This is a genomic window from Janthinobacterium sp. OK676, assembly GCF_900103595.1.
In the GTDB taxonomy this organism is placed as follows: Bacteria; Pseudomonadota; Gammaproteobacteria; order Burkholderiales; family Burkholderiaceae_D; genus Janthinobacterium.
Genome location: NZ_FNHA01000003.1, coordinates 24,773 through 39,275 on the forward strand (window position 1 = coordinate 24,773; position 14,503 = coordinate 39,275).

General features: G+C 63.2%; 14 protein-coding genes. 11 read left to right on the plus strand and 3 right to left on the minus strand.

Annotated features, from left to right (window positions below; translation table 11 throughout):
* Positions 1–2: 2 nt before the first annotated feature.
* Together BLU39_RS06990 and BLU39_RS06995 are read right to left on the minus strand one after the other, a co-directional pair.
* Positions 3–584 carry a DUF1697 domain-containing protein gene (locus tag BLU39_RS06990; protein WP_092711418.1) on the minus strand — a complete coding sequence of 194 codons (582 nt, stop codon included), beginning with the start codon at positions 582–584 and terminating at the stop codon, positions 3–5.
* 13 nt (positions 585–597) lie between these two features.
* Positions 598–2,163, minus strand: coding sequence for a sensor histidine kinase (locus tag BLU39_RS06995; protein ID WP_092711420.1), 1,566 nt, complete (start codon positions 2,161–2,163; stop codon positions 598–600).
* A gap of 207 nt (positions 2,164–2,370) precedes the next feature.
* On the opposite strand from BLU39_RS06995, the gene BLU39_RS07000 reads away from it, so the two are divergent.
* A complete protein-coding gene (locus BLU39_RS07000; protein WP_232731203.1) occupies positions 2,371–2,709 on the plus strand; it encodes a hypothetical protein in 339 nt (112 codons plus the stop codon).
* Positions 2,706–3,551, plus strand: a complete 846-nt coding sequence (locus BLU39_RS07005) for an HDOD domain-containing protein (protein WP_092711424.1) — start codon at positions 2,706–2,708, stop codon at positions 3,549–3,551. Before BLU39_RS07000 ends, BLU39_RS07005 begins: the two co-directional genes overlap by 4 nt.
* Before the next feature lie 153 nt (positions 3,552–3,704).
* Here BLU39_RS07005 and BLU39_RS07010 read toward each other — a convergent pair whose 3' ends face one another.
* Complete coding sequence (locus BLU39_RS07010) at positions 3,705–4,031, minus strand: hypothetical protein (protein WP_034746769.1); 327 nt, start codon at positions 4,029–4,031, stop codon at positions 3,705–3,707.
* A gap of 652 nt (positions 4,032–4,683) precedes the next feature.
* On the opposite strand from BLU39_RS07010, the gene miaB reads away from it, so the two are divergent.
* From miaB to gmhB, 9 genes are all read left to right on the plus strand, one after another.
* Positions 4,684–6,051, plus strand: a complete 1,368-nt coding sequence (gene miaB, locus BLU39_RS07015) for a tRNA (N6-isopentenyl adenosine(37)-C2)-methylthiotransferase MiaB (protein WP_092711426.1) — start codon at positions 4,684–4,686, stop codon at positions 6,049–6,051.
* Positions 6,048–7,112, plus strand: coding sequence for a PhoH family protein (locus BLU39_RS07020; protein ID WP_092711428.1), 1,065 nt, complete (start codon positions 6,048–6,050; stop codon positions 7,110–7,112). Before miaB ends, BLU39_RS07020 begins: the two co-directional genes overlap by 4 nt.
* Positions 7,096–7,566: an rRNA maturation RNase YbeY gene (ybeY, locus tag BLU39_RS07025; protein WP_092711430.1), complete on the plus strand. Its 471-nt coding sequence runs from the start codon at positions 7,096–7,098 to the stop codon at positions 7,564–7,566. Before BLU39_RS07020 ends, ybeY begins: the two co-directional genes overlap by 17 nt.
* A gap of 113 nt (positions 7,567–7,679) precedes the next feature.
* A complete protein-coding gene (locus BLU39_RS07030) occupies positions 7,680–8,108 on the plus strand; it encodes a DUF4259 domain-containing protein (RefSeq protein ID WP_092711432.1) in 429 nt (142 codons plus the stop codon).
* 117 nt (positions 8,109–8,225) lie between these two features.
* Positions 8,226–9,104 carry an HlyC/CorC family transporter gene (locus tag BLU39_RS07035; protein WP_092711434.1) on the plus strand — a complete coding sequence of 293 codons (879 nt, stop codon included), beginning with the start codon at positions 8,226–8,228 and terminating at the stop codon, positions 9,102–9,104.
* Positions 9,105–9,120: 16 nt separating this feature from the next.
* Entirely contained in the window at positions 9,121–10,701 is a 1,581-nt protein-coding gene (gene lnt / locus BLU39_RS07040; RefSeq protein WP_254788912.1) for an apolipoprotein N-acyltransferase, read from the plus strand.
* Between the two features lie 147 nt (positions 10,702–10,848).
* A complete protein-coding gene (gene glyQ, locus BLU39_RS07045; protein ID WP_034746745.1) occupies positions 10,849–11,766 on the plus strand; it encodes a glycine--tRNA ligase subunit alpha in 918 nt (305 codons plus the stop codon).
* A 39-nt stretch (positions 11,767–11,805) separates the two neighbouring features.
* Positions 11,806–13,908, plus strand: a complete 2,103-nt coding sequence (gene glyS, locus BLU39_RS07050) for a glycine--tRNA ligase subunit beta (protein ID WP_092711436.1) — start codon at positions 11,806–11,808, stop codon at positions 13,906–13,908.
* Complete coding sequence (gene gmhB, locus BLU39_RS07055; protein WP_058048328.1) at positions 13,908–14,495, plus strand: D-glycero-beta-D-manno-heptose 1,7-bisphosphate 7-phosphatase; 588 nt, start codon at positions 13,908–13,910, stop codon at positions 14,493–14,495. The genes glyS and gmhB overlap by 1 nt, the downstream gene beginning before the upstream one ends.
* Positions 14,496–14,503 lie beyond the last annotated feature (8 nt).

A 14,503-nucleotide genomic window follows, 5' to 3' on the forward strand; every position in this document is an offset into this window, starting at 1 on the left:
CATCAGTGCTCCTTGGCCGAGGTGGCGGACGCATCCGCGCCGTTCAGCAGCGCATGCAGTTTTTGCATGGTGGCCCAGTTGCGCGAGGTGACGCCGTCGCCCAGCAGCACGCCCAGCGCCGCCACCACCTTGCTGGCCAGCACGCCATCGGGACACCAGGCATACGCGGCCCAGCGCCCCAGCGCCAGCGCTTCCGGCTGCCACGGCTGCTGCAACAGCGGCGCCAGGCGCTGGACGTCGGCCGGATTGTTCAGCACCAGGGTCAGCAGTCGGGACGCATCGGCCGCCGGCGCCAGGCTGTTTTGTTCGAACAGCTCGGCAAACTGGCTGGCCGACAGCACCGTCACCCTGGCCGCCACGCCCAGTTTCAGCACCAGCGCTTCCTCGATGCGCGAAGCGGCCTCGGCCGGTGTAACCGTGCCCCCGTCATACACGACGTTGCCGCTGTTGAGTACCGTGCGCACCTGCGCAAAACCCAGGTCGCCCAGCAACTTGCGCAGGTCGGCCATGGCCACGCGCTTGGCGCGTCCCACATTGATTCCGCGCAACAGCGCCACTTGCTGACTGTTTTCCATCTGTGTCATGTTGTCTCCTTGCCTATGCCTGGCTGTTGGTGCTTTCCGGCAACGGCGTCACCGTGGGCAAGCGCAGCAGGAACGTCGCGCCCTGCCCCAGGATGCTGCTGACCGTGATGGTGCCGCCAAACTGCTTGGCAATCAAGTTGAACACGATATTCAAGCCCAGTCCCGTCCCCCCCTGCCCGCGCCGCGTGGTGACAAACGGATCGAACACGCGGTCGAGCATGTCGGGCGCGATACCGCGGCCGTTGTCGCGCACCTGCATGGCGATCGCATCGCCGTCGCGGCGCACTTCAATATGGATGTTGCCGGCCGTGTCCGCATCAAACGCGTGCTCGACGCAGTTCAACACCAGGTTGGTCAGCACCTGCGCCAGCGCGCCCGGATAGCTGTCGAGCATGATGTCAGGCGGGCAATCGATATCGATGCTGATGCGCGTCTTTTTCAGGGTCGGCTGCAAGCTCGAAATCACCTCGCCGATATAGTCGCGCAATTCGAACAAACGGCGCGCCTCGCTGACCTGGTCGACGGCGATCTGCTTGAAGCTGTGGATCAGGTGCGCGGCGCGGTAGGCATTGTTCATGATCAGCCGCGCGCTTTCGCCGGCCGTTTCCAGGTAGCGCACGATATCGGTCTTTTTCACGCCGCCGCCGGCCACGGCCGCGCTGATGTCGTCGGTGGCTTCCTTCAGCACCGAGGCGCTGGTCAGGGCGATGCCGACCGGGGTGTTGATTTCATGGGCCACGCCGGCCACCAGGCTGCCCAGCGAGGCCAGGCGTTCCGACTGCAGCAACGATTCCTGCGCCCGGCGCAGTTCGTCCATGGCTTGCGCCGTTTCCTGCTGCGAACGGCGCGCCATGTCTTCCGCCTCGCGGCTGCCCTCGATGATGGACTTGAGCTTGCGCTGCACGGCATTGAAGCCGCGGATCACGTCGCCCAGTTCGTCGCGCCGGTTTTCCGGTAGCTCTTCGACCTCATCGCTGCCGCGCGTGGCCAGGTCGAACAAGCCGTCGCGCAACTGTTTCAGGGGGCCGAAGACGATGCGCAGGCTCAGCGCCAGGGCGCCCACGAGGATGATGTCCAGCAGCAACACTTCCACCACCTTGCGCCGCACTTCGCCCCGCAGGGCCGCGTCGATCTGCTCGCGGCTGAAGTTGACGATGACCTTGCCGACGATCACCGGCTTGCCGCCGCTGGCCGCCGCCACGGCGTCGCGGAACACGAGCGGCGCCTCGACGGGTGTGCCGCCCATGGCCACGTCGGCGCTCAACGGCACCAGGGTACCGGCCGCGTCGCGCACTTCGCCGGCAAACAGGCCGACCGACGCGTCGTAGACGCGGATGCCGACCAGTTCGGGCGGCAGCATTTCGGCCGAGACGATGCTGTCAACCTTGGATTTGTCGAGGTCCCACAGGGCGGAAGGCAAGCTGGTCTGCAAACGCGTGAGCACGCCGCTGCGCAGGCGCGCGCTGCCCGATTCGAGTTCTTGGCTCAGTGTATATTGGGTATAGCTGCCGGAAATGCCCAGCACCAGGGTGACGATCACGACAAAAAGCAGGGTCAGCCGGACTTGGATACTCACCATCAATCAACACTCCCCGGGCCAGGCCAGCCGCCGGCCCGCGGCGCGGGCGCAGAGACGTCAGCAATACAAGAGCCTGAATCAAATGTACGATATGACATGCTTATTGGCAAGATTTACAGCATCCCAACTGTCGATAGGAACTTTGATGCAGGTTGAGACATTGCGCCATGGCAATGGTAATATCCCGCAATCATCTAAGGAGTCGTCATGGCGGTCACGCATCAACATCTACCCCTGGAACAAGTTCGTCCCGGCATGATCTTGTCGGATGTCTTGCTCGATGCGCATGGACAAGTGCTGTTGCCGCAAGGCGCGGTATTGACGGAAAACATGCTGGCTCTGATGCCCCGCCACAACATCGACATGCTGCCCATCCAGGCGCCGCCCCCTACTCCGGAAGCCATCGCCGCGCAGCAGGCGGCCGACAGCGAACGGCTGGCCTATCTGTTCCGCAAGCATGATCCCGACGATCCCGCGGATGCGGCCACCACCTTGCTGCGCAGCTATGTCACGGCTTACCGCCTGGGTACGGGAGAGGCCGCATGAGCACCCAGCTGACGCTCGACGATATCGTCGCCCACCTCGATGACCTGCCTTCCTTGCCCGCCGTCGTGATGGAACTGCTCGACAGCATCGACCAGGAAGACGTGGATATTTCCGTGCTGGCCAAAAAAGTGTCGTACGACCAGGCGCTCACGGCAAAAACCCTGCGCCTGGCCAACTCGTCGCACTATGGCTTGCAAGTGAAGGCCACCACCATCCAGCAGGCGATCACTTACCTGGGCTTCCAGACGACGCGCAGCCTGATCACGTCGGCCGCCATCACGGGCTGCTTCCCGGAAGGTCTCTGCCCCGGTTTCGACGACAAGGCTTTCTGGCGCCATTCGGTGGCGACGGCCGCGTGCGCCAAGGTGCTGGCGCGGCAGATCCGCTTCAACCAGGATTACGCGTTCACGGCCGGCTTGCTGCACAACATCGGCCGCCTCGTGCTGGTCAGCAGCTTTCCCGCCCACTATGCGCAAGTTATCGCGCACCAGGCCGCGCACGATTGCAGCCTGCTCGAAGCGGAGCAAACGGTGCTGGGCGTGGACCACGTGCAGGCGGCCGTGGCCCTGGCCGAACACTGGAATTTTTCCGATACCATGCGCTTGGCGCTGGGCAACTACCTGCAGCCGGAAACGCCGGGGGCAGGCTTTCTCGCCTCGCTGATCCACGTGGCCAATGCGGTTGTTTGCGCGCTCGACCTGGCGCAGGCGGGCGACGACATGGTGCCGCGCGTCTCGCCGGTGGCCTGGGATGCGCTGGGCCTGGGCGAAGACGCGTATCTGCAGCTGTTCCGCGAAACGGAGCTGCGCTACGACGAAATCACCTCGGCATTGCTGAGCTAAACAACGCCGCAAATGCAAACGGCTCTCGCTGCGAAGCGAAAGCCGTTATGCGTACTGCAATACGTCCATGTAAGCCGGTCTGCTGCCCGGTCCACGCCAGCCTGTTGCCGCCAGCAGCTATGCAAGCGGCACGGTCAGCGTACAACCGCCACATCAGTGCGCGTAATTCGATTCTTGCGCATCGCCGCGGTCTTCCGCTTTTGGACGGCCCTGGGCGTCGGACAGACGATACTTGGTGCGGCGGTCGCCCATCAGGTCGCGCAGGTCGCGGATGCTCATGCCCGTCACTTCATGCATGCGTATCAGCAGCGAGGCGCCGACCGGCAAGCGGTGGTGGCGAATCTTGCTGATGACCGGTGGCGCCACTTCAAGCAGACGCGACAAGGCTGCATCGTTCTTCAGCTGCATCTTGCTCAGCAGAATATCCAGCAGGTGGTTGGGGTTGTAACTTTCTTGCGATGCTAATGCATGATGTGCCATGATTTTTCCTCGTCTGGTGAATGTAGAAAATAATGCCGATACGAACTTAAGGCTGGCTTAGAGTGTTTAAATAAACGTCTTGCCCACTTATTCAGCCTTCCCCCGCCCTTCCTCCTTATCGCACTGCCCGCACAGGACTCGCACAGCCACGCCCAGCCAACGTACGCAACTTGCCGCGTGAGTGAAAAGCACTGCAACCCACCAAAATGAATTGCATATAAGACAATATACTAGCCCAAACACGCGGCATCTGCGCCTCGCGCAAACTTCCTGATTGTTAAATATCAATCAAGCTGCTGGTTGGCTTGGCAACGATGCTATTTCAACACATTAGGATGCCAGCGGGCGCACACAAGGCTTTGCAGCAACTTGTTACAAATCAATGGTGACGTATGGCAATAAATGCTTTTGGGCATCACGACACATGGCAACATATGCAGGCGGCAACCTTGTCGACAAGGTCAGCACGACATGGCCCGCCCCGGCGATTTACGCTAAACTATGGCCTGAACTTGCAGCGAGCCTGCCACCGGGCAGCCAGAGGCGCCCGGCCGGTCATCCGCCGCGCCCCACCCTGAGCGGCCCCCTGCGCTGCAGCATCCTGCCCAACCATCCTGTTTGCCGCCACATTTACCGATAAGCGCCCGACTCCATGCAGAAAAAAGTATTCATTAAAACCTTCGGCTGCCAGATGAACGAGTACGACTCGGACAAGATGGCCGACGTGCTGGGCGCCTCCGATGGCCTGGTGCGCACGGACACGCCGGAAGACGCCGATGTGATCCTGCTCAATACCTGCTCCGTGCGCGAAAAGGCGCAGGAAAAAGTGTTTTCCGACCTGGGCCGCCTGCGCGAACTGAAACTGGCCAAGCCGCACCTGCTGATCGGCGTGGGCGGCTGCGTGGCGTCGCAGGAAGGCGACGCCATCGTCAAGCGCGCGCCGTATGTCGACATGGTGTTCGGCCCGCAAACCCTGCACCGCCTGCCGCAGATGATCGAACTGCGCCGCGCCAGCGGCGATGCGCAGGTGGACATCAGCTTCCCGGAAATCGAAAAGTTCGACCACATGCCGCCGGCCAAGGTGGACGGCGCTTCGGCCTTTGTCTCCATCATGGAAGGCTGCAGCAAATACTGCAGCTACTGCGTCGTGCCCTACACGCGCGGCGAGGAAGTGTCGCGCCGCTTCGAGGACGTGCTGACGGAAGTGGCGGGCCTGGCCGCCCAGGGCGTCAAGGAAATCACCCTGCTGGGGCAAAACGTGAACGCCTACCGGGGCGCGATGGAAGGCGGCGAGATCGCCGACTTCGCCCTGCTGCTCGAATACGTGGCCGACATCCCCGGCATAGCACGCATGCGCTTCGTCACCAGCCATCCGAAGGAATTCACGCAGCGCCTGATCGACGCCTACGCGAAGATCCCGCAGTTGGTCGACCATTTATATCTGCCGGCGCAGCACGGCTCCGACAAGATCCTCGGCGCCATGAAGCGCGGCTACACGGGCCTCGAATACAAGTCCATCATCCGCCGCATCCGCGCCGTGCGCCCGAACATGGCCATTTCGTCCGACTTCATCGTCGGTTTCCCGGGCGAGACCCAGGCCGACTTCGACGCCATGATGAAGCTGATCGCGGACGTGGGCTTCGACAACAGCTACAGCTTCATCTTCAGCAAGCGTCCCGGCACGCCGGCCGCCAGCCTGGAAGACGATACGCCGCATGAAGTGAAACTGGCCCGTTTGCAGCAGCTGCAGGCAGCCATCGACGCCAACACGCGCAAATACAGCCTGGCCATGGTGGGCACGGTGCAAACCATCCTCGTCGAAGGCCGTTCCAAAAAGGACACCGATGACAGTGAGCTGCAGGGCCGCACGGAAAACAACCGCGTGGTCAATTTCGACGCCGGCCCGGACGCGCTGCAGCTGGTCGGCCAGCTGGTCGACGTGCGCATCACCGAGAGCCATTCCTACACCCTGCGCGGCGAACTCGTCGCCAGCGCCCCCGCATTGAAAAGAGCCAGTTGAAAACCAAAGCCCCGATACAGCCGCATTACTTCATCCCCGAGCCGCTGGACAACACGCGCCTGGCGCACCTGTGCGGACCGCTCGATGAAAACCTGCGCCAGATTTCCGCCGCCCTCGACGTGACGATCTTCCGCCGCGGCGAGAAATTCATCGTCGGCGGCAGCAATGCCGAACGCGCCGTGGAAATCCTCGAGCAGTTCTACGCCATCGCCAACAAGGTCGTGCCGCTGGAAGAAGTGCAGCTGGCCCTGGTGGAACAGCGCGCGGGCCTGTCCGCCGCGTCGGAACACCATGCCAACGCGCCCGCCAGCACCTTCGTCGAGCCGGACATCGCCAGCCCCGTGCTGAAAACGCGGCGCTCCGACCTGCGCGGGCGCACGCCGCACCAGATCGCCTACCTGCGCGACATCCTCGAACACGACATCAGCTTCGGCGTGGGTCCGGCCGGCACGGGCAAGACCTATCTGGCCGTCGCCTGCGCCGTCGACGCGCTCGAACGCGACGCCGTCAAGCGCATCATTTTGACGCGCCCCGCCGTCGAAGCGGGCGAGCGCCTGGGCTTCTTGCCGGGCGACCTGGCGCAAAAGGTCGACCCGTATCTGCGTCCCCTGTACGACGCGCTGTATGACTTGCTGGGTTTTGACCGCACGCAGAAGCTATTTGAAAAACAGGTGATCGAGATCGCCCCGCTGGCCTACATGCGCGGGCGCACCTTGAACCACGCCTTCGTCATCCTCGATGAAGCGCAAAACACCACCGTCGAACAGATGAAGATGTTCTTGACGCGCATCGGCTTTGGCAGCAAGGCCGTGGTGACGGGCGACGTGACGCAAGTCGACCTGCACAAGAGCCAGACGAGCGGCCTGATCGACGCCGTGCATGTGCTGAAAGACGTGCGCGGCATCGGCTTCACGCAATTTAACAGCACCGACGTGGTGCGCCATCCGCTCGTCGCGCGCATCGTCGATGCCTATGAAACGGCGCAGGCGGCCAGCGCCGACGCCGCCCACCTGCCCTCCCTATTGAAACCAGCCGCCGTCAAAAATGTCCGAAAAAAATAAACTGTCCCTGTCCGTGCAATACCCGGACACCCGCCTGGAAACCCTGATCACGCGCCCGAAAGTGCGCCGCTGGGTCAAGGCGGCCCTGTTCGCGCCCGCCGAATTCACCATCCGCTTCGTCGACGCGGAAGAAGGCCGCACCCTGAACCGCGACTACCGCGAAAAGGACTATGCCACCAACGTGCTGACCTTCGCCTACAACGAAGGCGAAGAACTGGGCGAGGACGAACCGACGCGCGCCGACATCATCCTGTGCACGGACGTGCTGGAAAAGGAAGCGGCGGAACAAAAGAAGAGCGTGGAAGAGCACACGGCCCATTTGATCGTGCACGGCGTGCTGCACGCGCAAGGCTACGACCACATGGATGACGAGGAAGCGGCCGAGATGGAGGGCCTGGAAACGGACATCCTCGCGAAACTCGGCATCAGCGATCCCTACGCGGACCAAAAATAAACCGCGCAGACCCGGTAGGTCGGGGTAGGTCGGGTTAGCCCGCAGGGCGTAACCCGACAACACCCCACATGCCGCAATGGCGCCATCAACCACACACGCAACAAGGACACACTATGGGCACTTGGGCCACCGACGCCTTCGGCAACGACTACGCCATGGACTGGGCGCAGGATTTGCACGAATATAAAACCCTGGAACTGGTCGAGACGACCCTCGACAACGTCATCGACAGCCAGGAAGCGGAGCTCGAGGCGCCGTTCGCCGCCGAGGCGCTGGCCGCGCTGGAAGTGATCGCGCGCCTCTTGGGCCAGCCTGGCGAGGGCGAGGTCGATCCCGCCACGGCCGAAGTGGATGAATGGGTGGCCGCCTGCAAGAAGAAGATCACGCCGCCGCTGCTGGAAAAAGCACGCCTGGCCTTCGAGCGCATCACGGCCGAATCGTCGGAACTGCGCCAGCTGTGGCAGGACAGCGAGCATTTCACCGACTGGCAGGCGGACGTGGCGGCCTTGCGCGCGCGCGTGCTGGGCCCGGAAGCGGCATGAAAGATCGCGCAACGGCGCACTTCGACGTATTAAATTTGCATCAAAAGCGGGGAAATCCGGTATGGCCCCACTTTTGGTGTATCCTATATCCCTTCGCAACAACGGCTCACGCCTCCTATGCCCGAGCACCCTAGTGGCGTCAGAACTGACGTCAAGCCCCACCGGTCACTGTTTGAACGCCTGACCGCACTCATTTCCCCCGAGCCAGAGAACCGTGCAGAATTGCTCGATGTTCTACACGATGCGCACGAACGCAAGCTGATCGACGCCGACGCCCTGTCGATGATCGAAGGCGTGTTCCAGGTATCGGATCTCTGCGCGCGCGACATCATGATTCCCCGTTCGCAAATGGATGTCATCGACATCAGCAAGCCGATCGAGGAATGGATGCCGGAAGTCCTGTCCACCGCCCACTCGCGCTTCCCCGCGATCGAAGGCGAGCGCGACAAGGTCATCGGCATCCTGCTGGCGAAAGACTTGCTGCGTTATTACGCAGAAGAAACTTTCGACGTCCGCGACATGCTGCGCCCCGCCATCTTCATCCCCGAATCGAAACGCCTGAATGTGCTGCTGCGCGATTTCCGCGCCAACCACAATCACATGGCCATCGTCGTTGATGAATACAGCGGCGTCGCCGGCCTGATCACCATCGAAGACGTGCTGGAACAGATCGTCGGCGATATCGAGGATGAATATGACTTCGACGAAGCCGAAGACAATATCCTCTCGCTCAAGGAAGGCCAGTTCGGCCCCCGCTGGCGTGTCAAGGCATTGACCGAACTCGAACAGTTCAACGAAGAAGTGGGCAGCCACCTGGTCGACGACGACGTCGACACCATCGGCGGCCTCGTCTCGAAGTACCTGGGCCGCATGGCGCACAAGGGCGATATTTTCGACCTGGGCAATCTGCGCTTCGAGGTGCTGCGCGCCGATGCGCGCCAGGTGCACGTGCTGCTCGTCGAGCGCCTGCCCAACGTGCCGGAACTGGAACTCTGACATGCGCGTGCTGTAAATGCGTTTCAGACGCGCCGATCCCAACGCCCCCGCCAAACCGCCCCGCAGCACGTGGGCGCGCATGCTGACTGCCGCCGTCGCCGGCGCCGTCGCGGTGCTGGCGTTCGCCCCTTTCGGCTACTGGCCGCTGCAAATCCTCAGCCTGGGCGTGCTGTTCTACCAGGTGCTGCGCGCTTCGAACGTCAAGGCCGGCGCGCTGATCGGCTGGGCCTACGGCTTCGGCTGGTGCGCGGCAGGCACGCACTGGCTGTACATCTCCATGCACCGCTATGGCGACATGGCCGCACCGATCGCCGCCATCGCCGTGGCCCTGCTGGCCCTGCTGATGGCCATTTACGTGGCCCTGGCCATGGGCGCGGCCGCCTGGCTGCGCCAGCGCTGGGTGCTGTCCCTGCCCGCCATGACCTTGCTGGTGCTGCCCGCCACGTGGAGCCTGTTCGAATGGACGCGCGGCTGGCTGTTTACGGGTTTCCCGTGGCTGGCCACCGGCTACGCCCACAATACGGGCCCGCTGGCCGGTTTTGCCCCCATCGTCGGATCGTATGGCCTGGGCTGGCTGGCGGCGCTGTCGGCCGGCACCCTGCTCTTGCTGACGCACCGCACGCGCTGGAGTGCGCTGGCCGGCATCATCGCGCTGTACGCGGCCGGCATCGGCTTGCAATACGTGAACTGGACCCACCCTGTCGGACGCCCGATCACGGTGCGCCTGTTGCAGGGGAACGTGCCGCAGCAGCAGAAATTCGACCCCGGCTTCGTGCTGGGCGCCCTGCAGATGTACCAGAGCGCCATCACCAGCGCGCCGGCCGACCTGATCGCCACGCCGGAAACGGCCGTTACCGTGCTGCCGCACCAGCTGCCACCCGGCTATCTGGATAGCCTGGCGACGTATTCGCAGCAGACGGGCAGCACGATTCTGGTCGGCATGCCCGTGCTCGACGAGCAGCAGCGCTTCTACAATGCGGCCGTGGGCATCACGCCCAACGGCACAGAAGGCCCCTACTACCAATACCGCAAGCACCACCTGGTGCCGTTCGGCGAATTCGTGCCGCCCGGCCTGCACTGGTTTGTCGCCATGATGGCCATCCCGCTGGGCGACATGGGCCGCGGCGCGGAAGTACAAGCGCCTTTGCCCGTACGCGACCAGCTGGTGCTGCCGAATATCTGCTACGAAGACCTGTTTGGCGAGGAAATCGCCGGCCAGCTGGCCAGCGCCCACCGCCGCGGCAAGCAGTCGGCGTCCGTGCTGCTCAATATCTCGAACCTGGCCTGGTTCGGCGACTCGATCGCCATCCCGCAGCATCTGCAGATTTCGCAGATGCGCAGCCTGGAAACGGGACGCCCGATGCTGCGCTCGACGAACACGGGCGCCACCGCCGTCATCGACGGCAAGGGCGTCGTGCAAAGCCTGCTGCCGCCGGAACAGCAGGCCACCCTGGCGGCCAAGGTGCAAGGCATGGGCGGCATGACGCCATACATTCTGTACGGCAATAAACTGGTGCTGGCCCTGGCCGCGCTGGCCTTGCTGACGGCCTTCCTGCTGTCGCGCGCCGCCCGCCGCAGCCGCGCCGCGCAGCAATAAGCGGCCGATATTGCCCGAAGAGTCACAGTGGGCCCGTAAAAACCGCTAAAATTAGCAAAACCCCGGCCCGGACGCGCTGCCAAGCATGCGTCCGGGCTTCAAGCAAACCTTAACAAAGCGCAGCCTCCCGCGCGGCGAACTCATACGATGCTCACATTTCAACAAATTATCCTGACCTTGCAAACCTATTGGGACAAGCAAGGTTGCGCCCTGCTCCAGCCTTACGACATGGAAGTCGGCGCCGGCACTTTCCACACTGGCACCTTCCTGCGCGCGATCGGCCCGGAACCTTGGCGCGCCGCGTATGTGCAGCCGTCGCGCCGCCCGAAAGATGGCCGCTATGGCGAAAACCCAAACCGCATGCAGCACTACTACCAGTACCAGGTGGTCTTGAAGCCGGCGCCGGAAAACATCCTCGACCTGTATCTGGGTTCGCTGGCCGCGCTGGGCCTGGACTTGAAGCAGAATGACGTGCGCTTCGTCGAAGACGACTGGGAAAGCCCGACCCTGGGCGCCTGGGGCCTGGGCTGGGAAGTCTGGCTGAACGGCATGGAAGTAACGCAGTTTACCTACTTCCAGCAAGTGGGCGGCCTCGATTGCAAGCCCGTGCTGGGCGAGATCACCTACGGCATCGAACGCCTGGCCATGTATCTGCAAGGCGTGGAAAACGTGTATGACCTGGTGTGGACCGAGTGGGAAGAGAACGGCACTACGAAAAAACTGACCTACGGCGACGTCTTCCACCAGAACGAAGTGGAGCAATCGACCTACAACTTCGAGCACGCGAATACGGACCTGCTGTTCGAACAGTTCGGCAACTACGAAGCGGAAGCGAAGCGTTTGATCGAGCTGCAACTGACCTTGCCCGCCTACGAAAAGATCATGAAGGCGTCGCATAGTTTCAATATGCTGGACGCGCGCGGCGCCATCTCGGTGACGGAACGCGCCGCCTACATCGGCCGCGTACGCACCCTGTCGCGCCTGGTGGCGCAAGCGTATTACGACTCGCGCGAACGCCTCGGTTTCCCGATGCTGCCCGCCGCTGACCAACCCGCCGCCGCTTGATCGCCTAGCTCATACACCGCCGTACCAGACAAGAACACCATGAACCAAACACTGCTCATCGAACTGCTGACCGAAGAACTGCCGCCGAAAGCGCTGGCCAAACTGGGCGCCGCCTTCACGGCCGGTATCGTCAACGGCCTGAAAGCGCGCGACTTCCTCGAAGCCGACAGCGTCGCCACCAGCTACGCCTCGCCGCGCCGCCTGGCCGTCTCCATCACCAATGTGCGCGAAGTCTCGCCCGACAAATCGATCCGCGAAAAAGTCCTGCCCGTCTCCGTGGCGCTGGACGCGAACGGCAACGGCACGCCGCCGCTGGCCAAGAAACTGGCCGCGCTGGGCTTCCCCGACCTGACGGTAGCCGAGCTGGAACGCGCCGCCGACGGCAAGGCTGAAAGCTTCTTCTACACGTACACGGCGCCGGGCAGCCAGCTGGCCGCCGGCGCGCAGGCGGCCTTGACGGAGTCTTGCGCCAAGCTGCCGATTCCAAAACTGATGAGCTATCAGCGCCCGGACGGCACCACCGTGCAATTCGTGCGCCCGGCCCACAGCCTGATCGCCCTGCACGGCATCAATATCCTGCCATTGACCCTGCTGGGCTTGACGGCCGGCCGCAGCACCCTGGGCCACCGCTTCCTGACCGACGGCGAACCGATCGCCATCGCGCACGCGGAAAACTACGCGCCATCGCTGATCCTCAACGCCAGCGTCATCGCCAGCAACGAGGAACGCAAGGAACGCATCCGCGCCCAGCTGCTGGACAAGGCTGGCGCCGACCAGGTCTTGATGCCTGAAGCGCTGCTCGACGAAGTGACGGCCCTGGTCGAATGGCCGGTCGTGTATGAATGCCACTTCGAGGAAGAATTCCTGGCCGTGCCGCAGGAATGCCTGATCCTCACCATGCAGACGAACCAGAAATATTTTGCGCTGACGGACAGCGAAGGCAAGCTGCGCTCGCGCTTTTTGATCGTCTCGAACATCGAAACGGACACGCCCGAGCACATCATCGGCGGCAACGAGCGCGTCGTGCGCCCGCGCCTGTCCGACGCCAAGTTCTTCTTCGAGCAGGACAAGAAGAAAACGCTGGCATCGCGTTTGCCGCTGCTGGCCAACGTCGTCTACCACAACAAGCTGGGTACGCAAGCTGCCCGCACGGAGCGCGTCAAGTCGCTGGCTGGCGCCATCGCCGCCAAATTGGACTACGACGTGGCTCTGGCCGAACGCGGCGCCCTGCTGGCCAAGGCCGATCTGCTGACCGATATGGTGGGCGAATTCCCCGAACTGCAAGGCATCATGGGCACGTACTACGCGCGCCATGACGGCGAAGCGGAAGAAGTGGCCTTGGCCGCCTCCGAACACTACCAGCCGCGCTTTGCCGGCGACGCCCTGCCATCCACCGCCACCGGCACCGCCGTGGCGCTGGCCGACAAGCTCGAAACCCTGGTCGGCATCTGGGCCATCGGCCTGGCGCCCACGGGCGACAAGGATCCGTTCGCGCTGCGCCGCCATGCGCTGGGCGTGCTGCGCATGCTGCTGGAAAAACGCTTGCCATTGTCGATCCAGGGCTTGCTGGCGGATGCGGCGGCGCAGTTCGCGGCCGTGCCCGGCTTCAAGGACCCGGTCGCGGACGTCACCACCTTCATGCTCGACCGCCTGCGCGGCATCCTGCGCGAGCGCGGCTTCTCGCCGAATGAAATCGAAGCCGTCGTGGCACAGAATCCGGACCGCCTGGACGACATCGTGCAGCGCCTGGAAGCCGTGCAGGCGTTTGCCGCTTTGCCCGAAAGCGCCTCGCTGGCAGCTGCCAACAAGCGCATCACGAACATCCTGAAAAAGAACGAGGAAGCCGTGAGCCAGGTCGCCGCCGGCGGCGTCAACGTGGCGCTGCTGCAGGACGAAGCGGAGAAAAAACTGGCCGCCGCCGTCTCGCGCGTGCAGCCGGAAGTCGACGCGGCCTTTGCCAAGGGCGACTTCACCAGCACCCTGCAAACGCTGGCGCAGCTGCGCGACGATGTCGATGGCTTCTTCAATGACGTGATGGTGATGGCCGAGGATGTCGCCCTGCGCAACAACCGCCTGGCCTTGCTGTCGTCTTTGCACGGCATGATGAACCGCGTGGCCGACATTTCCAAGCTGGCGGCATAATGGGTACTCCGGCGCTGAAACTGATTATTCTCGACCGCGACGGCGTCATTAATCATGACTCGCCGGACTTCATCAAGTCGCCGGCCGAATGGCTGCCGATCCCCGGCTCGCTCGAAGCGATCGCCCGCCTGAACCAGGCCGGCTATCGCGTCGTCATCGCCTCGAACCAGTCGGGCATCGCGCGCGAATACTTCGACATGACGGTGCTGAACGCGATCCACCAGAAGATGCACACCCTGGCGCAGCAGGTGGGCGCCGATATCGACGCCATCTTCTTTTGCCCGCACGCGGGCGCGGACAATTGCGACTGCCGCAAGCCGAAACCGGGCATGTTCCATGAAATCTCGCAGCGCTACAACACCAGCCTGAAAGGCGTGCCCACGGTCGGCGATTCGCTGCGCGACCTGCAGGCCGGTTTCATCAGCGGCTGCGTGCCCTACCTGGTCTTGACGGGCAAGGGCGAAAAAACCAACGAGACGGGCGGCCTGCCGCCCGGCACCCAGGTCTTTCCCGACCTGGCAGCCGTCGTCAGCCACCTGCTCAAGGCGCCAGCCGCACCGGCGCCCACCGTGGCATTCAGTATCTAATCTTCGGA